General features: G+C 62.8%; 21 protein-coding genes. 9 read left to right on the top strand and 12 right to left on the bottom strand.

What is annotated here, in order from left to right:
* Position 1 precedes the first annotated feature (1 nt).
* From FFT87_RS12355 to FFT87_RS12340, 4 genes are all read right to left on the bottom strand, one after another.
* The gene (locus tag FFT87_RS12355) at positions 2–955 is read right to left on the bottom strand and encodes a DUF2510 domain-containing protein (protein WP_219948999.1); all 954 of its coding nucleotides are present in this window, start codon (positions 953–955) and stop codon (positions 2–4) included.
* Positions 956–1167: 212 nt separating this feature from the next.
* Complete coding sequence (locus tag FFT87_RS12350) at positions 1168–1569, bottom strand: roadblock/LC7 domain-containing protein (protein ID WP_219948998.1); 402 nt, start codon at positions 1567–1569, stop codon at positions 1168–1170.
* Positions 1566–2144, bottom strand: coding sequence for an ATP/GTP-binding protein (locus FFT87_RS12345; protein ID WP_219948997.1), 579 nt, complete (start codon positions 2142–2144; stop codon positions 1566–1568). The genes FFT87_RS12350 and FFT87_RS12345 overlap by 4 nt, the downstream gene beginning before the upstream one ends.
* Before the next feature lie 179 nt (positions 2145–2323).
* Positions 2324–3223 carry an EamA family transporter gene (locus FFT87_RS12340; RefSeq protein ID WP_255559930.1) on the bottom strand — a complete coding sequence of 300 codons (900 nt, stop codon included), beginning with the start codon at positions 3221–3223 and terminating at the stop codon, positions 2324–2326.
* Between the two features lie 94 nt (positions 3224–3317).
* On the opposite strand from FFT87_RS12340, the gene FFT87_RS12335 reads away from it, so the two are divergent.
* Positions 3318–3827 (top strand): MarR family winged helix-turn-helix transcriptional regulator, encoded by a 510-nt coding sequence (locus tag FFT87_RS12335; RefSeq protein ID WP_219948996.1) that lies wholly within the window; start codon positions 3318–3320, stop codon positions 3825–3827.
* On the opposite strand, the gene xylB is transcribed toward FFT87_RS12335, so the two are convergent.
* A complete protein-coding gene (gene xylB / locus FFT87_RS12330; RefSeq protein ID WP_219948995.1) occupies positions 3815–5209 on the bottom strand; it encodes a xylulokinase in 1395 nt (464 codons plus the stop codon). The genes FFT87_RS12335 and xylB overlap by 13 nt on opposite strands.
* A complete protein-coding gene (xylA, locus tag FFT87_RS12325) occupies positions 5210–6400 on the bottom strand; it encodes a xylose isomerase (protein WP_219948994.1) in 1191 nt (396 codons plus the stop codon).
* 367 nt (positions 6401–6767) lie between these two features.
* Here xylA and chvE point away from each other — a divergent pair, with 367 nt between their 5' ends.
* The 4 genes from chvE to FFT87_RS12305 all read left to right on the top strand — a co-directional run bounded on the left by chvE (position 6768) and on the right by FFT87_RS12305 (position 11944).
* On the top strand, positions 6768–7871 hold the full coding sequence (chvE, locus tag FFT87_RS12320) for a multiple monosaccharide ABC transporter substrate-binding protein (RefSeq protein WP_219948993.1): 1104 nt from the start codon (positions 6768–6770) through the stop codon (positions 7869–7871).
* Positions 7872–7957: 86 nt separating this feature from the next.
* A complete protein-coding gene (gene mmsA, locus FFT87_RS12315; RefSeq protein ID WP_304612867.1) occupies positions 7958–9487 on the top strand; it encodes a multiple monosaccharide ABC transporter ATP-binding protein in 1530 nt (509 codons plus the stop codon).
* Positions 9488–9491: 4 nt separating this feature from the next.
* Positions 9492–10691 carry a multiple monosaccharide ABC transporter permease gene (mmsB, locus tag FFT87_RS12310; protein WP_219948992.1) on the top strand — a complete coding sequence of 400 codons (1200 nt, stop codon included), beginning with the start codon at positions 9492–9494 and terminating at the stop codon, positions 10689–10691.
* Positions 10692–10732: 41 nt separating this feature from the next.
* Positions 10733–11944, top strand: a complete 1212-nt coding sequence (locus FFT87_RS12305) for an ROK family protein (RefSeq protein ID WP_219948991.1) — start codon at positions 10733–10735, stop codon at positions 11942–11944.
* Between the two features lie 112 nt (positions 11945–12056).
* Here the strand turns inward: FFT87_RS12305 and FFT87_RS12300 are convergent, their stop codons facing one another.
* Together FFT87_RS12300 and FFT87_RS12295 are read right to left on the bottom strand one after the other, a co-directional pair.
* The gene (locus FFT87_RS12300) at positions 12057–13691 is read right to left on the bottom strand and encodes a SulP family inorganic anion transporter (RefSeq protein WP_219948990.1); all 1635 of its coding nucleotides are present in this window, start codon (positions 13689–13691) and stop codon (positions 12057–12059) included.
* Complete coding sequence (locus FFT87_RS12295; RefSeq protein ID WP_219948989.1) at positions 13688–14053, bottom strand: metalloregulator ArsR/SmtB family transcription factor; 366 nt, start codon at positions 14051–14053, stop codon at positions 13688–13690. The genes FFT87_RS12300 and FFT87_RS12295 overlap by 4 nt, the downstream gene beginning before the upstream one ends.
* 195 nt (positions 14054–14248) lie before the next feature.
* On the opposite strand from FFT87_RS12295, the gene FFT87_RS12290 reads away from it, so the two are divergent.
* The 3 genes from FFT87_RS12290 to FFT87_RS12280 are packed head-to-tail and all read left to right on the top strand — an operon-like array spanning position 14249 to position 17279.
* Complete coding sequence (locus tag FFT87_RS12290; protein ID WP_370628554.1) at positions 14249–15481, top strand: CpaF family protein; 1233 nt, start codon at positions 14249–14251, stop codon at positions 15479–15481.
* The gene (locus tag FFT87_RS12285) at positions 15478–16344 is read left to right on the top strand and encodes a type II secretion system F family protein (protein ID WP_219948987.1); all 867 of its coding nucleotides are present in this window, start codon (positions 15478–15480) and stop codon (positions 16342–16344) included. Before FFT87_RS12290 ends, FFT87_RS12285 begins: the two co-directional genes overlap by 4 nt.
* Complete coding sequence (locus FFT87_RS12280) at positions 16341–17279, top strand: type II secretion system F family protein (protein ID WP_219948986.1); 939 nt, start codon at positions 16341–16343, stop codon at positions 17277–17279. The genes FFT87_RS12285 and FFT87_RS12280 overlap by 4 nt, the downstream gene beginning before the upstream one ends.
* Positions 17280–17298: 19 nt before the next feature.
* On the opposite strand, the gene FFT87_RS12275 is transcribed toward FFT87_RS12280, so the two are convergent.
* From FFT87_RS12275 to FFT87_RS14710, 3 genes are all read right to left on the bottom strand, one after another.
* Complete coding sequence (locus FFT87_RS12275; protein WP_219948985.1) at positions 17299–18903, bottom strand: GTPase; 1605 nt, start codon at positions 18901–18903, stop codon at positions 17299–17301.
* Complete coding sequence (locus FFT87_RS12270) at positions 18900–20660, bottom strand: dynamin family protein (RefSeq protein WP_219948984.1); 1761 nt, start codon at positions 20658–20660, stop codon at positions 18900–18902. The genes FFT87_RS12275 and FFT87_RS12270 overlap by 4 nt, the downstream gene beginning before the upstream one ends.
* A 143-nt stretch (positions 20661–20803) precedes the next feature.
* A complete protein-coding gene (locus FFT87_RS14710; protein ID WP_219948983.1) occupies positions 20804–22462 on the bottom strand; it encodes an InlB B-repeat-containing protein in 1659 nt (552 codons plus the stop codon).
* 280 nt (positions 22463–22742) lie between these two features.
* Here FFT87_RS14710 and FFT87_RS12260 point away from each other — a divergent pair, with 280 nt between their 5' ends.
* Complete coding sequence (locus FFT87_RS12260) at positions 22743–22901, top strand: hypothetical protein (RefSeq protein WP_219948982.1); 159 nt, start codon at positions 22743–22745, stop codon at positions 22899–22901.
* Positions 22902–22940: 39 nt separating this feature from the next.
* On the opposite strand, the gene FFT87_RS14705 is transcribed toward FFT87_RS12260, so the two are convergent.
* Positions 22941–24698, bottom strand: a complete 1758-nt coding sequence (locus FFT87_RS14705) for an InlB B-repeat-containing protein (protein ID WP_219948981.1) — start codon at positions 24696–24698, stop codon at positions 22941–22943.
* Positions 24699–24917 lie beyond the last annotated feature (219 nt).

Raw genomic sequence — 24917 nt, 5'->3', positions numbered from 1 at the left:
GTTACTTGGTGTGGCGACCACGCAAGCGCGCAAAGAAGCCACGAGGCGCCGCAGCGGGAGCCGGTGCACCAATCTCTTCATCGCTGGCGCCCGGAAGCACCCGCAGAATATTCATCAGGCTCAGCGCCGCGAGGAGAGCATTCGCTGCTGCTGGAGTCGTCTCCGCGATAGCCGAGAGCTCGTTCGCCGACAATGGCGCATGGCTCAGTATCGAGGTCATCCGCAGCTGGTCAGCATCGTGCGGCAAGTTCGTAATATTGGGCCAGCGGCGCAGGCGATAACGCGCACCGTCGGTGAGCCAGGGTGCCGACGCATCCGCATAGCCGGTAGTGCCGGTCATCCAGAGCAATGGGCTCAGGTCGAAACCGGCTCCCGTAGGCATGATGACTTCTTCGCGAACATGGCTGCGGATGTTGATGTCTGCGGGGTGCGTCGGGAAAGCGGCAATCTCGGCTTTCCACCAGTACGCACGCTCCGACACATCAATGACGAGCATCGGAAAACTGGATGACGTGATCGCCAACACGGTCGGCTGTGCGCTACTCGACGCAATTTTGACTGCCTCGGCAACGTGGGCCCATTCTGACGTCGCGGCGGGGAAAGCTGCGTCGTCACGGGCGCTGTCGCGGTAATCCACTGTCGGGTCGCCAGCGCTCGCGGAGTCGACGGCATCCGTGGCAAGGGGTGCTTCGAGCTGGCGCAGCGTGCTCGTGAGCGTTGCCTCGGGTGGTTCGACGATGTTCGTCGATGCGGGCTCCGCGTCGATCTGAGCGGCAGTCTCGAATTCAACCTCAGTAGGGTCCGCGAATTGCCGGTCGACGAGTTGGTGCACGAGGGGAGCGCGGGCTCCAGAAATCTGATCTGTCCACGTGTGGTTATCCCACCAGCGCAGTTGCGGAAGGCCAAGCGGGTCGGGGTACCAGCCGGCGGGGATGTGAGTTGTGTAAGTAGTCATCTTCACGCCTCCTGCGTGAATTGGGGTGCGGTGCCGAGGGTGCACCGCGGTCGTGCTTGCGGGTAAAAATCCTCGATTCAGCTGGCGATCTGCGGGTTAGACAAGTGATCGTTCGCTGTTCGTCGTTCCTGGTCCTGCTGCGGGTTGTTCGGGTATTGCGTGCTCAATAAGTGGTGCGGGTTTTCGGGTTATGTGGGTAAAGCGGTGGGGCCTCAGAGGGCCGTGAGGAAGACGTTGAGCCTTCGTGCGGTGCGCCTGGCGGCAGACAGTGATTTGCCGATGGCCTCTTTGTCGGTGAACAGGGCGGCGAGTACTAGCGGGTGGCCTGCGACTCGTACCTGAACGACGTGGCCGTGTTCGGCCGCGAAGATCACAAACTCGTTATCCCCGAGTTTGAGTTCCCGTGCGACAGCATCGGCGAGGGCCTGAGTTGAACTGGCCATACTCGCAAATCGATTGTTGTCGAGCGCACTGCCTTCTACGCTGACCACGCTGAAGCCGTCCTCGGTGAGAATGCTTGCATAGCTCAGTGATGGGGCAAGATCTTTGAGGCCACCGAGGGCGAGTTCGCTTCTCGAAATATATTTCGGGTCGAGATGCGTTGCGATGGTCATCGTGCCCTCCCTGAAGTCAGGGTTCTGTTGGCAGCGACGGCTTGTTTGAGCTCGACATTAGCGACCAAGGTCATGAGCAGCACCATCATGTCGTCGTGCGAGCGGGCATCGGCAGTCAGGACAGGAATGAGTACGTCGGGCATCTCGTCGGCGAGGGCGTTGGCGTATTCTTCGATCAGTGCGACGGGCACGAGGTCGGCGCGAGTGAGTCCGATCACAATTCCGCCGCGCTCGTACAGTTCGTAAAATTCTTTGACGTATTCGATTGCGGTTTCGACCGGGTTTTCCGCATCCGCATTGACCAAGAGCAGCAGGCCTTCGGCACGTTCGGCAAGGATCGTCCACATGAAATCGAAACGTCGTTGACCGGGGACTCCGTAGAGGCGAACTTTTTCTGCCGCATTCACCCCGATTTCACCGTAATCGAGAGCAACAGTTGTTGTCGCTTTGTCTGCGGAGGAGCGATCGCTATTTGTCGCTTCGGTGCTGATCACTTCGATCTCGCTGAGGGCACGGATGGCAGTGGTTTTACCGGCACCCATGGGGCCAGCAAATAGGATGACGTGCTCGGGCATCGGATACCTCCCCCCAGAAGTGTGTTTACGGTTCTTGCTTACTGAAGCATGCAAGCCACCGAATCCGGTCAGTAGACCCCCGTTTGGGTGTCAGCGAAAAGTTCCCGCATAAATACTGACCAGAACGTTCTGTCTGTCCCCTCAAAACGTGGCGTGATCCGCGAAGACTCGGGCGATTCCTAGACCACTTTATCGGGGGACAGCGGGGTACGTTTCCTAGCGCGAGCGTCGGCGCGAGACGGGATTTGTGCGCCGACAATGGCGGCAAGAGCAAGAGCAAAGCCCAGCAGTTGGAGCTGGCTGAATCGTTCCCCAAGAACCAGTGCGCCAAGGGCCGCAGCGGTCAGCGGTGAAAGCAGGCCAAGGACGGCAATAGATGTCAGCGGAACGATGCGGATGCCCCTGAACCAGAGTGTGTAGGCGACGACGCCGCCAATGATGCCGAGCCAGGCGTAGCCGGCGATCGCTGGAGCATCCAGCGTCGGAGGGAAGCCTTCCCCCAGAATCGTTATGGGCAGCAAGAAGAGGCCGCCTGCGGTCAGGAGCCAACCCGCGTATCCCAACGACGAGACTCCGGCGGGCTTTCCCCAACGTTTCGACAGGATCACCCCGACTGCCATTGACGCGGTGCCGCCGAGTCCGGCGATCACGCCGGCTGTATCGAGCTGTGCGCTCGCCCGCAACACAACGAAGGCTACGCCGAGCGCTCCGACAATGCCCCAGGCTACGAGCCGCCACGGTACGTTTTGGCGCAGGATCACGACCATGAGGGCGGCGACGATGAGGGGCTGGGCGGCTCCAAGGGTGGCGGCCACGCCGCCGGGGAGGCGGTAGGCGGCGATGAAGAGCAGCGGGAAGAAGGCGCCGATGTTGAGGATGCCGAGCACAAGTGACTTCCATAACCACGCGCCGTTGGGCAGTTGCCGAGTGAGGGCGATGGCGATGAGCCCAGCAGGGAGGGCGCGTACGAGTGAGGCGAAGAGTGGATGCCCGTCAGGCAGCAGTTCGGTCGTGACGATGTAAGTCGTGCCCCACGCGATGGGCGCGATTGCGGTGATGAGAGTATTGCGGAGATGCACTAGAATTCCTCAATGTTCAATAGTTCAACGTTAAACAATCTAGAGCGTTATGCTGGAATCGTCAAATAGTTCAACGTTGAAAGATCGGGGCCCCATGTCAGACAGCGTCGACCGCATCCTCGCACAGTGGGCAACCGTGCGCCCAGAACTTGATGTGAGCGCGATGGGCGTGCTCGGGCGCCTCTCTCGCCTCACACGCCTCGTCGAACGAGCGCAGAGCGACGTTTTCGAAGCGCACGGTTTGCAACCGGGGGAGTTCGACATTCTCGCCACTCTGCTGCGAACGGATGCCGGACCGCGCGGACTCACCGCTGGCGCCCTCACGGACAGCGCCATGGTCACCTCAGGCGCCATTACCAATCGACTCGATCGTCTCGTGACCAAGGGGTTCATTTCGCGCGAGACAGACCCCGAGAATCGACGAACCATCCGCGTTGCGCTCACCGGCAGAGGTGCTGAAGCTGTTGAAGGTGCGCTCGCCGCTCATATTGAGAACGAAGAGCGACTCCTGGCTGCGTTGACGGACAATGAACGCGATCAGCTCGCGGCGCTACTGAGCGGGCTACTCGCCACTCATGAAGGCAGCGCAGCTCACGCCGAATAACGCGCGTACTGCTCCCGAATAATAGGGCAGTGGTCGGATGCCGGTTCCGCGACCGTAGCGATACTCCAGTCGGGCCGGGCGCCAGCCAGCACCCACGCGGCTTGGGCTGCAGCGCCGAGGGCCACATACTCGCCAGGCTCTGGCACGACCACCGGAACGGCGAAGACTTGCGACGCAATCGTCGACACAGCCGAGTTCTGGGCGGCGCCGCCGATGAGGAGAATGCGGTCAGCAGAAACTCCCTGACGGGCTAGCGCGTCGAGGCCATCGGCGAGTCCGCACAACAGGCCCTCGATCGCTGCGCGTGCCAGCGCGGGGCGGGTAGTGGAAGCAAGAGTCATGCCGAAGAGGGTTGCCGTGGCATCCGGAAGGTTAGGGGTGCGTTCGCCTTCGAAATACGGCTGAAGAACAAGGCCGCCAGCGCCGGGTGCTGCTTCGAGAGCAAGCGCACCAAGCTCGTCGTAGTCGACGCCGAGCAGGGCCGCGGTGCTGTCGAGCACACGAGCCGCATTGAGAGTTGCGACGAGGGGTAAGAAGTTGCCGCTCGCATCCGCAAATCCAGCGACCGTGCCGGTCGGATCAGGCAGCTGCTCCGACGCAACGGCGAACACTGTGCCGCTTGTGCCGATGGAGACCACGGCGTCGCCGGGGCGAGCACCTAATCCGAGCGCAGCTCCCGCGTTATCGCCGGCACCACACGCAACCGCTGTAGTGGTGCCCGCGATAGTGCCAGCCGATTCACCGGGGGCAATGATGCGAGGCAACACCACATCGTCTGTGGTGAAACTGCGACCGAGGGCGGCACTGAAGACTTCGTCGTCGTATTCGTTGGTAACCGAGTTGAAATAGCCGGTTCCGCTCGCATCGGAGCGATCAGTGGTGAGCTGAAAGAGGTCAGGGTTCTCTGGGCCGAAGCCGCGCAGGCGCCAGGTCAGCCAATCGTGCGGCAAGCACACCGCAGCCACACGGGCCGCATTTTCGGGTTCGTTCTCGCGCAACCACCGCAGTTTTGTCGAAGTGAATGACGCGACGGGCGCTGAGCCTGTGCGGTCAGCCACATCGGGAAACTCTGCGATGAGCGCAGCAGCAGCGGCGGCCGAACGGGTGTCGTTCCAGAGCAGGGCCGGGCGGATAACCCGGCCAGCGGCATCCAGAACGACCATGCCGTGCTGCTGGCCGCCGACCGAAATCGCGGAGACGTCGTCCAATCCGCCCGCCTCGGTGATGGCCTCGTTGAGAGCCACCCACCAGGCGTTCGGGTCAACCTCAGTGCCGGCGGGATGGGAGGCGCGACCGGTGCGCACGAGCGCTCCGGTCGCGGCATCCACAATCACGATCTTGCAGGACTGGGTTGAGGAGTCGATCCCCGCGACGAGGGTCATTTAGCGAGCGCCCATGAGGTGCTCACCAGCGAGCTGCTGAAGGCGAACAAACCCGAAGCCCTTGCCGTTGAAGTAGGCCTCGTGATCGAAGTCTTCGTACGAGGCGCGGTCGGCCAACAGGTCGTCATAGCTTTCATTCTCGCCGAGAGTGTTCTCAGAGAGTTCGAAGACGCGCGCTGCGACGAGTGCTTCTTGCACTTCGGGGTCGGCGCGGAAGGCGGCAGCGCGCTCCTTGAGCAGCAGGTAGTTGCGCATGTTGGCGGCAGCGGAAACCCACACTCCGGCTTCGTCTTCGGTGCGGCTCGGCTTGAAGTCAAAGTGGCGGGGGCCTGTGTAGCTCTGGCCTCCATCGGGCCCACCATTTTCGAGCAGGTCGACGAGCGAGAACGCGTTGTGCAGATCGCCGTGACCAAAGACGAGGTCTTGGTCGTACTTGATTCCGCGCTGGCCGTTGAGATCGATGTGGAACAGCTTGTCCTGGTACAGCGCCTGAGCGATACCCGAAGTGAAGTTGAGCCCGGCCATCTGTTCGTGACCCGTCTCGGGGTTTACGCCGAACAGCTCGGGGCGTTCGAGCGTTTCGATGAACGCCATGGCGTGACCGACGGTCGGCAGCAAGATGTCACCACGGGGCTCGTTGGGCTTGGGCTCAATAGCGAAGCGGATGTCGTAGCCCTTTTCGGTGACATAGTCACCAAACAGGTTGAGAGCTTCGCGGTAGCGCTCGAGTGCTGCGCGCACGTTTTTTGCGGAGTCGTACTCGGCACCTTCACGACCGCCCCACATGACGAAGGTCTTGGCGCCTAGCTCGACGCCTAGTTCGAGCTGACGCATTGCCTTGCGCATAGCGAAGCGGCGAACGCTGCGATCGTTGGAGGTGAAGCCGCCGTCTTTAAAGACGGGGGCGCTAAAGAGGTTGGTGGTGACCATCGGCACGATGAGGCCGGTGTCGCTGAGTACTTGCTTCAGGCGGTCGATCTGCTTCTGGCGTTCGGCATCAGTCGATCCGAAAGCGAAGAGGTCGTCGTCGTGGAAGGTAACGCCGTAGGCGCCTAGCTCGGCGAGCTTTTCAACGCCGTGAACGATATCGAGAGGGGCACGAGTTGCTCCACCGAACGGGTCCACTCCTTCCCAGCCAATCGTCCAGAGGCCGAATGAGAACTTGTCGGCTGGGGTGGGTTGTGTAGACATGGTGACTCTCCGTTGACGGCGTAGACAATAAGTTATTCTGAACAACTTACTCGGCTCTACTGTTCGCGTCAATGCGCGATTTTTCGCGGCAGAAGCGGCCTAAACCGTCATTTTCAGCCAATCGTTATCCAATTTTCGGGGAATGCTGTTGTGTTCACGCGGTAAACCCATATATGTTCTCAATGTCAACAAAAGGGGTGCCGAGCGCATCCCTCGCGATACAACGGAGTAACGCACGCACTCGTCGGGCAACCGACGCCAGTGCTACATTCCCTTTCGCGAGGATCACGCTTCTGCCCCTCTGCCGGCAACACGCGCAGTGCTTCCGGCTTTTGTCCGGCAATCACACTCGAAAGGGACAACACAGATGTCAATGAAGAAAATAATTGCAGTCGCAGCAGCGACTGTGATGACCCTCGGGCTCGCAGCCTGCAGCAGCGGCGAAGCGGGCAGCGGCGGCGACAGCCTCGGCAGCGTCGGAATTTCGATGCCCACTCGAAGCCTCGAACGCTGGATCAACGACGGTGAAGGGCTCAAGGCTCAGCTCGAAGACGCCGGCTACTCGGCTGACCTTCAGTACGCGGATGACAAGGCCGACACTCAGATCAGCCAGATTCAGAACCAGATTGCTTCGGGCGTCGACGTTATCGTCATCGCCGCGATCGACGGAGAGCTTCTTGCGCCGGTGCTCGCCGATGCAGCAGCACAGGACATCACGGTTATTGCTTACGATCGTCTGATTAATGGCACCCCTGACGTCGACTACTACGCAACCTTCGACAACTACAAGGTTGGTCAGCTTCAGGGCGAGTTCATCGAAGCGCAGCTCGGCCTTGCTGATGGCGCTGGCCCGTTCAACCTCGAGCCTTTCGCCGGTAGCCCCGACGACAACAACGCCAAGTTCTTCTTCTCTGGCGCGTGGGATATTTTGCTTCCGTACGTAGAGAATGGCCAGTTGGTTGTTCCCTCGGGCAAGGCACCCGCAAGCAACGATGACTGGGCAAGCATCGGAATTCTCGGCTGGAAGTCGGACTCCGCTCAGTCCGAGCTCGACAACCGTCTGGGATCGTTCTACACCGGTGGCGAGAAGATCGACGTAGTTCTTTCTCCCAACGACAGCCTCGCTCAGGGTATTGCCGCATCGCTCCGCAGTGCTGGTTACACCGCGGGAACTGACTGGCCTCTCTTGACAGGCCAGGATGCCGACAAGGCTAGCGTCGTCAACATCCTCGCTGGCCAACAGTCGATGACCGTCTGGAAAGACACCCGCGAGCTCGGCAACGTCGTCTTCGGCTTCGTCGAGGCAGTCATGAACGGCGACGAGCCGGAGATCAACGACACCGAAACGTACGACAACGGTGAAAAGGTTGTTCCTGCGTTCCTCATCGCGCCTGAGGTTGTTGTGAAGGACGACGTGCAGACGAAGCTTGTTGATTCTGGCTTCATCGAGGCATCAGACGTAGGGCTCTAACCCGCAATTAGTAAGAAGCATTATCATTCGACGATCGGGGGACGGCAACTGCCGTCCCCCGAAAGTCACTGCGAGCGGAGCTAATCATGACTGCGATCCTCAGCATGAACACGATCACTAAAGACTTCAGCGGCGGTGTCCGCGCACTCGATGGCGTGAGCCTCGAAGTAGAGCGCGGGCAAGTGCACGCAATCTGCGGCGAAAACGGTGCCGGAAAATCCACCCTCATGAAGGTGCTCAGCGGGGTTTATCCCGTGGGCAGTTATGGCGGCAGCATCACCTTTGAGAATCACGAAACCGCCTACCGGTCTATCAACGACTCTGAGCATGACGGCATCGTGATCATTCACCAGGAACTCGCTCTTAGCCCCTACCTCTCTATTGCCGAGAACATTTTCTTGGGAAATGAGATTTCATCTCGCGGCGTCGTCGACTGGGCAAAGACCAATCGTGAAGCAACGCTGCTTCTCGCGCGGGTCGGACTCGACGAGCAGGTCAGTACACGCGTACTCGAGCTGGGTGTTGGCAAGCAACAACTGGTCGAGATCGCGAAAGCACTCTCCAAAAAGGTCAAGCTCTTGATTTTGGATGAGCCGACTGCCGCCCTCAACGACGAAGACTCCGCCCATCTGCTTGACCTCATCCGCAGCCTTCGCGGTCAGGGCATCACGTGCATCATTATTTCGCACAAGCTCAAAGAGATCCGCAATATCGCTGACAAAGTCACCATCATCCGTGATGGCAAGACAATCGAGACATTCGCGATGTCGGAAGAGGATGCCACTGAAGCCAGAATTATTCGGGCGATGGTCGGTCGCGACCTCGACAGCATGTTTCCGCCCCATACGCCCCAGATTGGCAATGAGCTGTTTCGAGTCGAAAACTGGACGGTGCATCATCCCGTCGACACGAACCGAAAAGTTGTCGATAATGCAGCATTCTCCGTCGCCGCTGGTGAGATTGTTGGCTTCGCCGGGCTGATGGGTGCTGGGCGCACCGAGTTGGCGATGAGTATCTTTGGTCGCTCCTATGGCAGTCACATCAGCGGAACCGCCTACAAGAACGGCACCGAAATTTCGGTCAAGACGGTGAGCGAAGCAATCGGCCACGGCATCGCCTATGCCACCGAAGATCGCAAACATTTTGGGCTCAATCTGATCGGCAGTATCGCCGTCAATATTTCGGCAGCAGCACTGTCAAAGATTTCGCGGTTCGGAATCGTTGACCGCTTTGCCGAAAACAAGGTCGCCGAGGACTATCGCGGCCAAATGAATATCAAGACTCCGAACGTCTCTGTGCTTTCGGGAAACCTCTCTGGCGGCAACCAGCAAAAGGTGGTCTTGAGCAAATGGATGTTCTCGGGGCCAGACATCCTGATTCTCGATGAGCCAACCCGTGGCATCGATGTTGGTGCCAAGTACGAGATTTACGGAATCATCAACGCCCTTGCCGCTCAAGGCAAGGCGGTAGTCGTGATCTCCTCTGAGCTGCCAGAACTGCTCGGACTGTGTGACCGCATTTATGCAATTTCTGAAGGCACCATTACCGGCGAAGTTGACCGCGCCGACGCTAACCAAGAACGACTCATGCACTTGATGACCGCGGGAAAGGACTAACCCGATGAGCACCACAACCCCCACTCGAAAACTGCCTAAAGTACACGTTGATCTGCGGCAATACGGCATCCTCGCCGCGCTAGCCGTCATCGTGATCCTGTTCCAGGTGCTGACGGATGGCCGGCTCCTGCTGCCAGGAAACATCAACAACCTCATCCAGCAGAACGCCTACGTGTTAATTCTCGCTGTGGGTATGGTCATCGTGATTATTGCGGGACACATCGACCTGTCGGTTGGGTCTGTCGTGGCGATGATTGGCGCGGTTGCAGCGCTATCGATGAACCAGTGGGGGCTGCCCTGGTGGGCCGCCGTGATTTTGGCGCTCGTTCTTGGTGCCGCGGTCGGAGCCTGGCAGGGATTCTGGGTCGCTTTCGTTGGCATCCCCGCCTTCATCGTGACGCTCGCGGGCATGCTGTTGTTCCGAGGTCTCACCCTGGTGTTCCTGACCGGCGGCACCATTAACGCCCTTCCCGGGGAGTTCAACGCAATCGGCGGCGGGTGGCTGCCAGAGCTGTTCGGCACGATCGGCGAAGGTCGCGGCAGCCGCGACATCCTCACGATCGCGTTGGGTGTGCTCGCTGCGGCAATGCTCGTCGCTCAGCAGCTACGTAGTCGCTCCAAGCAGCGCAAGCTCGATCTTCCTGTTGAGCGCGGTATTTCGTTCTGGGTCAAGGTCGGCGTCGCCGCTGTCGCGATCGTGGCGCTCACCTTCCAACTCTCCGCCTATCGCGGTACCCCCATCATCCTGATCATTCTGGCCGTGCTCATTCTGCTGTTCACGTTTGTGCTCAACCAGACGGTCTTCGGTCGCCACGTCTACGCCATTGGTGGCAACCTCTTCGCCGCTCAGATGAGTGGCGTGAAGACCTCGTGGATCAACTTCTTCGTCTTCGTCAACATGGGTGTGCTCGCGGGCCTTGCTGCCGTCGTGACGACTGCCCGCGCTGGTGGTGCTGTGGCGTCTGCGGGTCAGAACTTCGAGCTCGATGCGATCGCCGCGGTCTTCATCGGTGGTGCTGCCGTCACCGGTGGTGTCGGTACGGTCATCGGTGCCGTGATTGGCGCGCTCATCATGGGCGTGCTCAACATGGGCCTGTCGATCTTGTCGGTGGATGCCGCTTGGCAGCAGACGATCAAGGGTCTGGTATTGCTCCTCGCCGTGGCGTTCGATGTCATGAGCAAGCGTCGCGCCGGACGTCGCTAGTCTTAGATCACGTAATTGTTGCCAACCGAGTGGATCAGCCCGTGAACCCAAGCTCTGCGCCGTCGCCCAATGGCACCGCTGGCCGCGGCGATCGCACTCGACGCCATAATCTGTCGCGGGTGTTGACGCTCCTGCACCGTGGTGCGCAGTTGCGTTCGCAGTTGACGTCACAGACGGGGCTGAATCGCTCGACCATTGCGGCCCTCGTCGCGGAACTCACAGACTTAGGGCTGGCATACGAGAGCAACCCGGATCCGACCCGCCAAGTGGGGCGCCCGTCACCGATGGTGAACGCGGATGCCCGAACCGTGGCGATTGCGATCAACCCTGAGGTTGACGCCATTACTGTCGGCGTTGTGGGGCTCGATGGCGTTCTGCTCAAGCGGGTGCGGTATGAGACGGAGTCTCCGCCGACGGTGGCCGAGTTTGTGAAGATTTCGAGTGTGATCATCGAGAGTCTTAAGGGCGAGTACGAGACCGCCGGCCGGGTTGTTGGCGTCGGTGTTGCGGTGCCCGGTCTGGTTCGCGTAGAAGATGGTTTGGTGCGCTGGGCGCCTCACTTGGAGTGGCGAGATGAACCCGTCAGCCAACTCTTGGCTGCGGCCACGGGGTACCCGGTGTGGACGGCAAATGATGCCAGCGTCGGTGCATTCGCCGAGCACATTTATGGTGCCGGTCGCGGAATTTCTGATCTCATCTATCTCAATGGTGGCGCAAGCGGTATCGGTGGCGGCATCATCAGCGGCGGTCGCCCTCTGGTGGGGCGTGCAGGCTATGCCGGAGAATTCGGCCACGTGCGCGTGATCGATAGTGCGTCGGAGAGTGGCACTCGCGAGGAGGGCAGCCTTGAAACCGAGGTGAACCGGGCTGCGCTTCTGCAGGCCTTGGGCCTGACCAATGTCGATGCTGAGACTCTGGATACTGCACTGCAAAATTCGACGGACCCGGCGGTGAGCGCGCTCGTGCGTCGCCAACTGCTGTCGTTGAGCACGTCGCTGCGTAATGCCGTGAACGTTCTCAATCCCGAAGTCATTGTTCTCGGCGGTTTCTTGTCGTCAATTTTTTCGGCAGATCCAGACTTCTTGATCGAACGTGTTCGTGCTCAATCGCTAGAGCCTTCGTTTGAGGCCGTGCAGATTGTGCCGGCCCAGCTGGGCTCCGACCTGTTGATGATTGGCGCTAGCGAACTGGTGTTCGCTCCGCTGCTCGATGACCCTTCAGCGTTTTCCGCGGAGCTGGCCGATTCTCGGTAGCAATTCTCGGTAGCGGGTAGCGGGTAGCGGGTAGCCGGTAGCCGGTAGCCGGTAGCCGGTAGCGGTGACGTTTGCGCAGTGACCGTTGACGGTTGCGCAGGCGGGGTCTGCCTTAGCCGGCGGCAGCAGTCCGGCGAATGTGCGAGCGGGCATGCTCGATTGCAGGCTCGAGTTCGGCAAACAGATGGTTGGGGTGACGAAGCGAGCTGATCACTCCAAGTCGTTTCAGCACATCCAGATGTTCGGGGCGGATGCCCTTGATGATTACGGTCACCCCGCGCTTTTCGAGAGCGGTAATGAGTTCGGTGAGGGTGTGGGCACCGGTCGCGTCGATGAGGTGAAGCTGCGAGAGCCGAACGATGACGACCTCGAGGCCTTCATGCTCGTTGATGCGGTCAATGAGGCGCTCTGCTGCTCCGAAGAAGAGCGAACCGTCGATGCGGAAGAGGGCGATGCGTTCGTCGCCAGCTTCGGGGGAGCCCGGCAGCTCTTCGCGGTGAACCCCGCTGGCTTTGCTCATCGCGCGAAGGGCGAAGAAGGCGGCGGCAGCGATTCCGATGCCGACCGCGATGATGAGGTCGAAGCTCACGGTGATCACGCCGGTGATAACGAACACGGCGGCTTCGGCCTTGCCGGTGTGCAGCATTGTCTTGATCAGGGTGGGGGACATCATGCGGGCAGCGGTGGCCATGAGTACACCAGAAAGTGCTGCCAAGGGGATGACCGCAACGACCTGCGCGGCGAGATACACGACGGTCAGTAGCGCGAGGGCGTGCACGACTGCCGAGAGGCGAGTGCGACCGCCAGACCGCACGTTCACGGCGGTGCGGGCGATGGCGCCGGTGGCCGGCATCCCGCCAAAGAAGCTGGAGGCGACGGATGCCAACCCCTGGCCCACAAGTTCGCGATCGGCGTTGTATGGCCCAGTGTCTGACATGCCAGCGGCGACGCGAGCGGAGAGCAGAGATTCGATGGCGGCGAGGGCAGCGACAGCGAAAGCGGGGCCGATGAGCGTGGTCAGGTCGAAGTCGAATGATGGCACGGTTGGTGACGGCAACGACGCCGGAAGTCCGCCGATGGTGGCCAGCGGAAGATTCAGCGCTTGAGCAACGATGGTGACGATCGCAATGGCGATGAAGGAGGCGGGCAGGCGTCCGCTGATGCGGGTGAGCAGCAGCATGATCGCGATCACGGCGGCGGCCACGCCGAGGGGGAGCAGGGCGGCAGGCCACTCGGCAGCACCGACGAAGGCGCCCGCGGCGAGCACGGCGTTGGTGGGGTGTTCGGTGCCTTCGGTGCCGAGCGCGGAGGGCACTTGCTGCAGGAAGATGATGATGCCGATGCCGACGGTGAAGCCTTCGATCACGGGCCACGGAATGTAGCTGACGGTGCGGCCGAGGCGCAGCACTCCGGCAATGACAACGATGATGCCCGCCAGCAGGGTGACAATGGCGACGGCTTCGACGCCCTTGCTGACAACGATGGGCGCGAGCACGACGACCATGGCACCGGTGGGGCCAGAAACTTGCACGTTCGAGCCGCCGAAAACCGCCGCAACTATTCCGGCGACGATCGCGGTGATGAGCCCCGCTTCAGCGCCAACTCCTGAGCTCACGCCAAACGCGAGGGCGAGGGGGAGGGCGACGATTCCGACGGTGATTCCCGCGATCAGATCTCCCCGCCAGCTGGTGCGCAGCAGGCGGTAATCCTTGACGCTCGGGAGGAGCGTCTTCCAGGAGCGCTTCATCGGGCATCCGGAATCATCGGGAGGCCCGCAACGAGATCGCGTTGGCTGTCGGTATCGGCAAGGATTTCGCCGAGCAGCACGCGCGCGACACGGAGGAGTTCAGAAATTTGGGGGTGGGCGAGACGGTAGTAGACGACGCTGGCGCGGCGCTCGGAGACGACGAGGCCGTAGCGGCGCAGCACGGCGAGGTGTTGCGAGAGGTGGGAGGCTTCGAGCCCGGTCGCGGTCAGCATTTCTGCGACAGAGGCTTCGTCGGCCGCCGACAATATTTCGAGCACCCGGATGCGGTACGGGTGCGCGAGCCCCTTAAAGAGGTTCGCCTTGATTTCGTAGAGCGGCCTGCGCTCATCGAGAACGACCATTGCTGTGCTCCTGATCGGTGCGTGCGAGGTAGGTGCGGGAATAAGACCGCGCCCACTTGCTGAATTGATGTAATCATCATATCAGTGACTGCGGCGCGCGACGTCTGCCCAATTCTGGAGCGTTCGTCGCAAGAACGGAGCGCCACCTGTGGACAACGGGCCGCCAACACGGCGCTCACTCCGCACACTATGAGCATGTCCAACGCTCTGACGACCATCGCCGATCAGGTTCGCCAGAGGGTTCGCCGTGACGGCGTTGACCTGTCGCGAGACAGCGAACTTGCATCGCGATATGTGCGTGATGAGGTTCGCCGCTACAGCGAGCGTGCGCTCGGCGGCTCGGTGCCGTTGCTGGCAGATGAAGCTCAGGCCGCCCGCGAGGTGGTGGCGGCGCTGACCGGGTACGGTCCGCTCCAGCCGTTCTTCGACGATGACACCGTTGAGGAACTGTGGATTAACGGCCCAGAGCAGATCTTCGTGGCACGCAACGGGGTCGCTGAGTTCACCGGCATCCGCCTCACTGATGGTCAGGTTCGTGATCTAGTCGAGAGGATGCTGCAAACCTCGGGTCGCCGCGTCGATCTCAGTTCTCCCTTTGTTGATGCTTCACTGCCGGATGGCTCGCGACTGCACGTCGTGATCCCTGATGTCACCCGGCGCCACTGGGCGGTGAACGTGCGCAAGTTCAGCCGGAGCATCCGCGATCTTGATCGCCTTGTCGAGCTCGGCAGTCTCACCCAGCACGCGGCCGACTATTTGCGGCTGTGCGTGCTGTCGGGGCAGAACATCGTGGTGTCAGGCGCAACGCAGAGCGGTAAGACCACCATGCTCAACGCCTTGCTGGCCGCGGCTCGACCCAACGAGCGGGTCGTCACGGTCGAGGAAACTTTCGAGCTGAGCGTTGCCAGTCACGACCACGTCGGAATGCAGTGTCGCCAACCCAGCCTCGAGGGCACCGGTGAAATCAGCCTGCGCCGCCTCATCAAAGAAGCGTTGCGCATGCGCCCCGAACGACTAGTCGTTGGCGAAGTGCGTGATGCCGAATCGCTCGACCTTCTTATTGCGCTCAATAGTGGCCTGCCGGGAATGTCTAGCATCCACGCCAACAGTGCGCGCGAAGCGCTCGTGAAACTGTGCACGCTTCCGCTGCTTGCTGGCCGCAACATCGACTCCAGTTTTGTGGTGCCGACGGTAGCGAGTTCAGTGGATGTCGTGGTGCATTGTGAACTGACCGCCGACGGCACGAGACGCGTGGTCGAAATCTCGTCACTCACCGGTGAGGTCAGCGACGGGGTTATCGACAGCAGCCTGCTCTTCCGCATCGTGGACGGAACACTCGCCCACACGGGTGCCGTGCCCTCTCGGCTCTCCAAATTTCACGCGACAGGCATCGACGCGGTCTCGCACCTGTTGAAGGCTGTCGCATGAGCCTGATCGTGGGCATCGTGCTCGCAGTCGGTGTCGTCTTGATCGCGGCGACCTTTCTCTGGCCGGCTACGGACGAACGCCGGGTGCGTGGTCGTTCGGCGTTCTCACTTCGCCTGAGCGAACGACTCGTGCAGGCGGGGCTCCCGACCACTAGTCCGGTGGTTGTGGTGATTGTGTCGCTCGCGTTGAGCTTCGCTGTAGCGGCCATCACCTTTGTGCTGACATCGGTACTCGCCGTCGTGCTGTGTGCTGCCGCGGCCGCCCTCGTGTTGCCGACGCTCGGGATCAGCTGGCGTGCTCGCATGCGTCGCCGAACCACTCGCGTGGTGTGGCCCGATGTCGTTGACCAGTTGGTGTCGGCAGTGCGGTCGGGGCTTGCGCTTCCTGACAGCCTCATGACACTCGCCCAGACGGGGCCAGCGGTAACGCGCGCCGCTTTCGTCGCCTTCGCTGTGCGCTATCGGGCAACAGGAAACTTCTCGGTAGCCGTCGACGAACTGAAAGTGGCGCTCGCCGACCCGGTTGCCGACCGCATCCTTGAAACCTTGCGGATGTCGCGCGAAGTGGGCGGCAGCGAACTGACAAATGTTCTGCGCAGTCTCAGCGTCTACTTGCGCCAGGAGGCAGCTATTCGTTCGGAGATCGAAGCGCGCCAATCCTGGGTGATGAATGCGGCGCGGCTCGGTCTGGCCGCACCGTGGGTGGTGCTGTTCTTGCTCACCACACGGCCTGAAGCCGCACTCGCTTATAACTCAGCGGGCGGTGCTGCCCTGATTGTTGCCGGACTGGTGCTCTCTGTTGTTGCGTATCGAATCATGGCGGGCATTGGTCGCCTTCCCGAACAACCGCGGTGGTTCGCATGAGTGATGCACTGGCCTGGGCGCTTGTCGCGGGAATTGCTGGCGGGCTCGGCCTGTGGTCGATTCTGAGTCTCATTCCGCGGCTGAGTCGACCCACCTTGGCGACGAGAGTTGCGCCTTACGTAATTGACGTCTCCGCCGGTGCACGGGAACATTTGGCCCCAGGCTCGGTCGGGCCGCTGCCGGTGCTGGGAGTTCTGCTCGTTCCTGGCGCGCGCTGGTTGCGCGAGACGCTCGCGTCGGTCGTCGGCGGTAGCGACCAGATCCTGCGACGGCTCCGCCAATCTGGCTCCGAGCTCACCCTCGAGGCCTACCGCTCGCAGCAACTCCTGGCCGTTCTCGGCGGTGCGATGGTGGGCGTGGCTTTCGATATCGCTGTCGCGAATCGGCAACAGGTGCCATTCGCCGCCCAAGCAGTGCTCGTGGTGGTCGGCGGTGTTGCCGGCATCACGCTGCGTGACTATCTGCTGCAACGCGCAGCCAAGAACCGCATCCGTCGTCTCACTGCAGAGTTGCCCGTCGTGCTCGAGTTCTTGGCGCTCAGCCTGTCGGCTGGCGAGGGAATCCTGGATGCCGTCCGTCGCGTCTCGCACGTGGGCGGCGGTGAGTTGTCGCGAGAGCTCGCTCGCGTGGTCTCTTCGGTCAATACAGGCCTTCCTTTTGGCGAGACACTGGGCGTGCTCGCCCGCGAGTTGGAACTCGCCCCGTTCTCGCGCTGTGTTGACCAAATCTTGGGAGCCCTCGATCGCGGTAGCCCGCTGTCTGAGGTGCTGCAAGCCCAGGCTCAGGATGCTCGTGAAGAGTCCAAGCGTGAACTGCTCGAGCTCGCCGGCAAGAAGGAGGTCGCGATGCTCTTTCCGCTCGTGTTCCTCATCCTGCCCATCACGATCGCGTTTGCGATCTTCCCCGGCATCTTCGTGCTGCAGGTGGGGTTCTAGCGCCGCTGACGCTGACGCGCTAGCGCCGCGCAATCTGCAGCGCGGTCGACACCGCACGCGCCTGCTCGAGCGCCGCGACCACGGGAGCCACGACATCCCGCTGCACGACTTCGTCGACGGCAGCGAGGAGACGGCGGCGGGCACGGCGGCGACGGCCACCGGCAGCCAAGGCGCTGAGAACGGCCGAGATCAGACCAAGCAGAATCCCGATCAGCACCGCCGCAATCAGCAACAGCGTCGGTATCGTCCACCCTGCCAACGGACCTTCCTCAACGGCGGGGAGAGGGAACGCGGGCAGGCCAAATGTGGGCAGCAACGCCGCACCCACCAACCACAGGGCCCCGCCCAGTCCGGCAACAACGGCGATCCACTGCACGATGCCGACCAGCACCCACCACCACGAACCCTTCGCGGGCAAGGGCGTGCGAGCGATCGCGAGATCGAGAGTCGAGGGCAGAGCGTCGAGAGTCTGCTCCGCGGTGGTACGGGCGGCAGCCCGCCACGGAGCTGAAACGCTCGCCACGGTTTCGTCAGTGAACGTGCGCACGGCCATCGACATCCGAGCTTGGGCGCCGGCGCTGAGCAGCGGCATGCTCGTGCGGTGAACATCCGGGTCATCGCCGCGACGCTTCGGGCCAAGACCCAGCCGGGTGAGCGGGTCAGCGCGCAACCGGCCGATCCACGACACGAGCGGCCAGCCCGTCGCCTGCCCAGAGCGTTTGCGGTACGAGCGTGCAACAGCGGATGCCACGATGTCGACACCTGCAGCGGTGCCGACCTCGTCGCGCAGTCGGGCTGTGCTCTTGGTACTGGCCTTCTGCGGAGTGCCGGGGTCATCAATGCGGGCGGCGAGAGTTTGCACATCGGCACTCAGCCGCGCATCCCTCACCGCTTTCGTTGCGGCAAGATCACCAATTGCCGTGCGCAAAGCATCGACGCCCTCACCCGTGCGGGCGCTCACCGGCAAGACTCGGGCACGGGGGAGACCATCCCGTTCGACGATCGCTTGCAGCGATTTCACGATGGCGGCACGATCATCCGCGCTCAGAAGATCAATCTGGTTGAGCACGACCAGGGTCACGGCAGCATGGCGAGCGTGCGGCGCGATGAACTGCGCGTGCAACACATCGTCGGCATACTTTTGTGGATCCACAACCCAGATCAGAGCATCCACTTGACCAGCGAGACGTTCGGCGACGGCACGATTGCCGGCCTCGACCGAGTCGACATCGGGAAGGTCAACGAGCACGAGTTTGCTGGCGCGTGGGTCAATCGGAGTGGAGCGCTCGACACGCTCGCGAATCTCAAGCCAGTCGAGCAGGTCGGCAGAACCGGCGGCATCCCAGAGCGCAGCAAGGGGTTGAGAAGTGGTCGGGCGACGCACATGAGCGACAGCCACCTCAGCGCCGACGAGGGCGTTCACGAGACTCGACTTGCCCGAACCTGTTGCGCCAAAAACGCCGACGACGGTGTGTTCGGATGAGCGCGAGCGACGCGCCTCCGCCTGTTTCAACAGCGCGCGTGCGTCATCCATAAGCTCAGAAGGGATGCGCCCGATTCCCGCCTCGGTCACCGTTCGCAGAGCGGCAATGCGCTCATCGAGGGTCGGCTTGGCGGCGCTCACGAGTTAGTCCCTGCCGCGCGAGCTACATCGGCGATCAGCACTTGCGATTCGCGTCGTAGTGATTCGGGGTTTGCTCCGAACCGTAATGGCTCCATTGCCAGGTCGAGTCGCGCAACTTCGGCATCGAAAAGCGTGCGCACCCGCTCTTGCAGATCGAGGCGCGCTTCGCTGGCAAGGTGACGCACGGCATCCTCGCCAAAGACGGTCTCCAACAGCTTTTGGCCGAGCACAGCAGACCCGCCGGCGATCGCAATTTCGCCACCGGTAAGGCCACCGGTCGAGGCAAACACCACAATCATGAGGGCCACAGTGACGACGTTGAGTCCGAGCGAAAGCACTCGGGCCCGGATGCGCTTATTGCCGGCATTGTCGTGGATGAGCTGCATCAGCGCGCCCTGCCACTCACGAATCATGGCCGTCGTCGCCTGCAGCAGTTCAGGGCTTTCTCTCGAAAGCGAGGGATGCTGCTCCGCGATTGAGCGGCCAGGAGTACTGCGCTCGAGGTCGGCCCAGGCAGCTGCGGCCGCCCGCCCGGCCTGGTCAACGATGACAGCCTGCAAACCGGTCTCGATCTGGGTTTCTACCTCGACTACGGGGCTCGGCTTGCCGGTGAGCCACGCTGTTGCCTTGTCGCGGGTACGCGAAAACCACGAATCAACTTTGCGAAAGAAGTCGGAGGTTCCCACGAAATCTTGCCACCGTGCCAGAACCTCACCGCGCATCAGTGCGCCGTTCTGTGTGGCTTCGTCGACGGCTTTGATCGCGGTCTCGTAGTGCGCAGTGGTGGCCGCGTGCGCAGAGTCGAGCCAGTCAATCTGCTGCTGCCGAGCATCCGCAATGAGGCTCACATGTCGGTCAAGGTCGCTGATCGCGCCGCTCAGGGTGCGGGCGGCGATGCGGGCGCGGGCTTCGCGGTCGCTGGCAATTCCTTCGAGCCAGGCGCGCGGGCCGTCGACGGTGCTGGCGGGGAGCATTCCGAGCTCGTCGAGTTGCTGCTCGTCGATAGTGAACACGGGCGCGTCAGGGAGGCCCCGCTCAGCGAGCATGTCGCGCAGGTCGGGGAGCACTTCGTCAACGGCGCCGGGTGGCACTCGGTTGAGCACGATACCGACGGTAATTGACCGGGCGGCGGCGCTTTCGAGAAGGCGCCACGGCACGGCGTCGGCGTAGCGGTTGGCAGTCGTGACGAACAGCCACAGGTCGGCGGCCGCGAGAAGTTGTGTGGCGAGGGCGCGATTTTCGTCGGCCACCGAGTCGATATCCGGAGCGTCGATGATCGCGAGCGAACGGGGAACACTCTCGTGTTCGAGCAGCATGAGTTCGCCGATGCGTGACTCTTCGGGCGCATCTCCGGCGCTCGAGGCGGGTGTTCCAGGAGCGCTGATGTGGCCGCGCACGCGCGCCAACCCGGGAAGGATGCGGTCGCTCGCGAACCATCCCGCATCCACGGGAGCGTGCACGAGAATTGGCTGACGTGTCGTGGGGCGGATGACGCCGGCCCGAGTCGTCGCAACGCCCAGAAGCGCATTCACAATTGTCGACTTACCCGAGCCAGTGGAACCACCCACCACCGCCAGCAGCGGTGCATCGAGATCAGCCAAGCGGGGCCGGATGTAGTCGTCAATCTGGCGGACGGCCGCTGCGGCAGCTTCGCGCTGCGTTACAACACCGTCGAGATCGAGGGTCAATCCAGCATCCGCAAGAGACGCCCGCAGGCGCTCAAGCGAGAGGATCGCGGGCGCACTGTTGTCGGTCACTGCTTAAGCATGCCGGGTGCCGGGCCAGTTCGCTAACTTTTGTTGCGCACAGCCTCGCGATTACAGACATTGTGGCGCGCAGGTGCCGTGAAGGGTGTCGTGCGGAGATGCTCATGGTCGGCCCCTCCGCACGCTCGTTATCCCTAGCGGGCGCTGACGCGCCTACGGAGTCCGATGAGAGCGAAGCCGGCCAGAAGCAATAGCGCGGCGACGCCAAGGCCGGGTGTCGGATCGATTCCGGTGCGCGCGAGTTCTGCGGATGCCGCAACCACCGTGGGCTCTCCCGGAGTCGCGACTACGGCGTTCCACATTGCGGTCAGAGTGATCGGTTCGGTCACGGGGGTGGTGAAGTTGTAGATGGAGCCGTTCACTGACCACCCCGCAAACTCGTACCCATCTCGGGTGGGGCTGGTGGGGGCGGTGATCGTGTCGCCAGCGACGATAGTTGCAGTGGGGGTGCCCGTACCGCCGGCAGCGTCGAAGCTGACGAGGTAATTGAACCCGACGATGATCTTTCCGCCTTCGCCGACTAGGGAAGCGGCGGCCGAATAGCCGATCCCGGTCGGGGTGACCGTGTTGGTGATCAGGGATGCCTTCGGGCCTCCACCATCGACTGCGGCACCAGCGTTCGGGATGCCGTGAATATCTAGGGCGCCAGAGTTTCCGCCGCCACCTCCGCCGCCGCCGATACCGGCGGCGGAGGCGCCTCCGGTTGCGGTAGTAGTGCCGCCGGTGATGGTGGTGAAGCCGCCGCTGGCGCTCAAATTACCGCCGCCGATGCCTGCACCGCTGACGCCGCCGGTTGCGGTGATGGTGCCGCCGTTAATGGTGGTGATGCCGCCGTCGCTGCCGCCGCCACCGCCGTCGCTGCCGCCGCCACCATCACCGGGGTCACCGTCGCCGCCGCCGATGCCGGCGCTGGCGCTGCCGCCGTTTGCGGTGATGGTGCCGCCGTTGACCGTGGTGGTTCCGCCGACACCGAGGAAGCCGCCGCCGATGCCTGCACCGCTGACGCCGCCGGTTGCGGTGGTGGTACCGCCGTTGATGGTGGTGGTTCCACCGGCGCGGTTGTAACCCCCGCCGATGCCTGCACCGTACTCGCCTCCGGTTGCGGTTGCGGTGCCGCCGTTGATGGTGGTGGTGCCGCCAGCGGCGTAGTAGCCGCCGCCGATGCCTGCACCGCTCTCGCCTCCGGTTGCGGTTGCGGTGCCGCCGTTGATGGTGGTGGTGCCGCCAGCGGCGTAGTAGCCGCCGCCGATGCCTGCACCGCTGACGCCGCCGGTTGCGGTGATGGTGCCGCCGGTGATGGTGGTGGTGCCGCCGTCGCCCTGATAGCCGCCGCCGATGCCTGCACCGTACTCGCCGCCGGTTGCGGTGGTGGTGCCGCCGGTGATGGTGGTGGTGCCGCCGGCGGCGAAAAGGCCGCCGCCGATGCCGGCTGACGCATTGCCGCCAGATGCGATGAGGGCTCCGCCGTCGGTGGCGTTGACAGTGAATGTCGAGGTGCTTGGTACACCGATCGCGGGGAAGGAATTGTTGACGTTGGTGATGCTCAGCGCGTGGCCGTTCAGGTCGAGGGTGATTGCTTCCCCCGCGTCGACCGCAAGCGAGTCTCCGTTGTCAACGCTGATATGGGCACCGAGCAGGATGGTGTCGCCGTCGACGGCGAATGCAGCCTTGAGGTCATTCCAGTTGCTGACGGTGACGGTGGCAGCGGCCGCAGGGACCGAGACGGCGAGCGCCAAGGGGAGGGCCAGCGCGGTAGCGAGCGCAGCGGTCTTTATGGATGGTCGTGCGAGCATGAATGATCCTCGGGAAGTCGTTCGGAACATCCTTCATTCCGCAGTGGTCATTTAGAAGATAGCAGGCCGATGGTCAATTGTGAGCGTGCACGAAGGCTTACTTTTCTGGCTCGTCGCCGACATCCCGCGCCGCATTAGAAAGTGCTGGTGAGGTACTGGCCAGTAGCCAATGGCTAGCAACCCAAGTGGTCTAGCAAAGTAGGCGATCGCCCCGCCTTCCAGCGTCCTAGCCGGGTTGAGGCCTGCGCCGCCGCAGTCCTCCCCGACGAGAAGGATGCTTGTGCTTCCTGCCACGTTCCCGGCCCCGATCGTTCCTGCAGCAGACTCCGCTCCGGCACTGCTCTGGGGCATTGTGGCGCCCGGTGGAATCGTCACGACGTTCGCCGAGGCCCTGCACGCGCACATTGAGCAGAAGGACGAGGTTCCCGCACACAGATAAGCGAGCGCGGCCAGCGACAGTGCGGGATCTCGCTTCGTGCTATCGCTGCCGGGCAGCGACGCGTCGGCGAAGTACGAGGAGGGCGAGGCCGGCCACGAGCAATGTTGCACCCACGGAGAGGTGGGGCGCTAACGCAAAACCTGTAGCAGCGAGCGTGACGTCAGCGGTGGGGGTGCCACCGGTCGCGGGCACCTCTGTCCACGTAGCGGTCAGCGTCAGCGGCGTGGTCACCGGGGTGGTGAAGTCGTAGGCGGCGCCGCTGACCATCCAGCCGGCGAAGGTGTAGCCGGTGCGGGTGGGGTCGGTGGGTGCGCTAAGGGTGTCGCCATCGGAGACTGACACGTCTGCTGTTGTTGTTCCGTCAGCGGCATCGAAGCTAATGATGTAGCTGGCGGGCACTTCTGTCCACGTCGCGGTCAGCGTCAGCGGCGTGGTCACCGGGGTGGTGAAGTCGTAGGCGGCGCCGCTGACTGTCCAGCCGGCGAAGGCGTAGCCGGTGCGGGTGGGGTCGGCGGGTGCGGTGAGGGTGTCGCCGATGGCAACAAACGCGGTGTCGGTTGCCGTTCCGCCGGCCGCGTCAAAGGTCGCGATGCGCACGAATTCGACACTGATCTGACCGCCGGAGCCAACAGTGGCGGTAGCGGCCGTATAGCCGATCCCTGCCGGAGTCGTGGAATTGGTGATGGGGGCACCGTTCGGGTCTCCACCATTAGCAGCTGCCCCTGGTGCGCCGATGCCGTGAATGTCGAGCACTCCAGAGGAGGAGCTGCCCTGGCCGCCGCCGATGCCTGCGCCTGAGCTGTCGCCGGTAGCAGTGGTGGTGCCTCCGGTGAGGATGGTGGTGCCGCCGTCGCCATCAAGGCCGCCGCCGATTCCCGCGGCGCCGTAGCCTGCGGTTGCGGTGATGGTGCCGCTGTTGCTGGTGGTGCCGCCGTTGCCCTTATTGCCGCCGCCGATGCCCGCGCCGGCGCTGCCTCCGGTTGCGTCGAGCGTGCCACCGCTAACGGTCGTGGTGCCGCCGTCGCCGCCGCCGTCGCCGCCGTCGCCGTCGCCGTCGCCGCCGTCGCCTCCGCCGATGCCTGCGGCCGCGAAGCCTCCGATCGCGCTGATGGTGCCGCCGCTCTGAGAGGTGGTGCCGCCGTTGCCGTTAAGGCCGCCGCCGATGCCTGCGCTTCTGCTGCCTCCCGTTGCGGTGATGGTGCCGCTGTTGGTGGTGGTGCCGCCGTCGCCTTTTTCTCCGCCGCCGATGCCTGCGCCGTGGTAGCCGCCGGTTGCGAGGATTGTGCCGCTGTTAACGATGACGGTGCCGCCGTCGCCTTCCTGGCCGCCGCCGATGCCTGCACCGTAACTGCCGCCGGTTGCGGTGATGGTGCCACTGTCAACGATGACGGAGCCGCCAGCGTTGCCTTCATTGCCGCCGATGCCCGCACTGTACCGGCCTCCGGTTACTGTGAGCGTTCCGCCGCCGGTGGCAACGATGGTGAGCGTGGAGGTGCTGGGAACCTCGATCGCCGCGAACGAGTCAGATACGCCACTGATGGTGAGGTCATGCCCGTTGAGATCAAGCGTGATCGATTCTCCCGCTTCGACCGCTAGTGACCCGGCTGTCGGGGCAACGATATCGGCGCCGAGGATGACGGTGTCGCCGTCCATAAGTTGCGCCAACGCGTTCGACAGGCCGCCCCAACTGGTGGCGCGGAGCGTGACGGCGGTCGCCGGAAGTGCGCCCGCGACAGTCAAGGCAAGCGCCAGGGCGACAGCGGTAACGCTAGGCAGGATTTTGGGGCGAGGAATCAAGGTAGTTCTCCGGTTGGTTGGGTCGAGGAGCTGCACGAGATGTAATCCCAAGCACGAAAGGCTGACGCTATCAGGCGCGGTTCCAGCCGCGGGCCGTTTAGGCGGAGATCGCTCTTCTGGGCGCCCACTTCGGAGGCCAACTGCGCGCATGGGCCAACCCCTGTTCGAGTCCTAGACTGGTCGAGGCCTGCGCCGCCGCAGTCCTCCCCAACGAGAAGG

It is taken from the genome of Salinibacterium sp. M195 (assembly GCF_019443965.1).
In the GTDB taxonomy this organism is placed as follows: domain Bacteria; phylum Actinomycetota; class Actinomycetes; order Actinomycetales; family Microbacteriaceae; genus Rhodoglobus.
Note: the sequence above shows the minus strand (reverse complement) of the source record. Positions and strands in the feature narration are given on the sequence as shown.

Excerpts from the sequence above, each read along its gene's own strand:
- FFT87_RS12355 (WP_219948999.1), bottom strand. The coding sequence starts at position 955 with ATGACTACTTACACAACTCACATCCCCGCCGGCTGGTACCCCGACCCG.
- FFT87_RS12350 (WP_219948998.1), bottom strand. The coding sequence starts at position 1,569 with ATGACCATCGCAACGCATCTCGACCCGAAATATATTTCGAGAAGCGAA.
- FFT87_RS12345 (WP_219948997.1), bottom strand. The coding sequence starts at position 2,144 with ATGCCCGAGCACGTCATCCTATTTGCTGGCCCCATGGGTGCCGGTAAA.
- FFT87_RS12335 (WP_219948996.1), top strand. The coding sequence starts at position 3,318 with ATGTCAGACAGCGTCGACCGCATCCTCGCACAGTGGGCAACCGTGCGC.
- xylB (WP_219948995.1), bottom strand. The coding sequence starts at position 5,209 with ATGACCCTCGTCGCGGGGATCGACTCCTCAACCCAGTCCTGCAAGATC.
- xylA (WP_219948994.1), bottom strand. The coding sequence starts at position 6,400 with ATGTCTACACAACCCACCCCAGCCGACAAGTTCTCATTCGGCCTCTGG.
- chvE (WP_219948993.1), top strand. The coding sequence starts at position 6,768 with ATGTCAATGAAGAAAATAATTGCAGTCGCAGCAGCGACTGTGATGACC.
- mmsA (WP_304612867.1), top strand. The coding sequence starts at position 7,958 with ATGACTGCGATCCTCAGCATGAACACGATCACTAAAGACTTCAGCGGC.
- mmsB (WP_219948992.1), top strand. The coding sequence starts at position 9,492 with ATGAGCACCACAACCCCCACTCGAAAACTGCCTAAAGTACACGTTGAT.
- FFT87_RS12300 (WP_219948990.1), bottom strand. The coding sequence starts at position 13,691 with ATGAAGCGCTCCTGGAAGACGCTCCTCCCGAGCGTCAAGGATTACCGC.
- FFT87_RS12295 (WP_219948989.1), bottom strand. The coding sequence starts at position 14,053 with ATGGTCGTTCTCGATGAGCGCAGGCCGCTCTACGAAATCAAGGCGAAC.
- FFT87_RS12290 (WP_370628554.1), top strand. The coding sequence starts at position 14,249 with ATGTCCAACGCTCTGACGACCATCGCCGATCAGGTTCGCCAGAGGGTT.
- FFT87_RS12285 (WP_219948987.1), top strand. The coding sequence starts at position 15,478 with ATGAGCCTGATCGTGGGCATCGTGCTCGCAGTCGGTGTCGTCTTGATC.
- FFT87_RS12280 (WP_219948986.1), top strand. The coding sequence starts at position 16,341 with ATGAGTGATGCACTGGCCTGGGCGCTTGTCGCGGGAATTGCTGGCGGG.
- FFT87_RS14710 (WP_219948983.1), bottom strand. The coding sequence starts at position 22,462 with ATGCTCGCACGACCATCCATAAAGACCGCTGCGCTCGCTACCGCGCTG.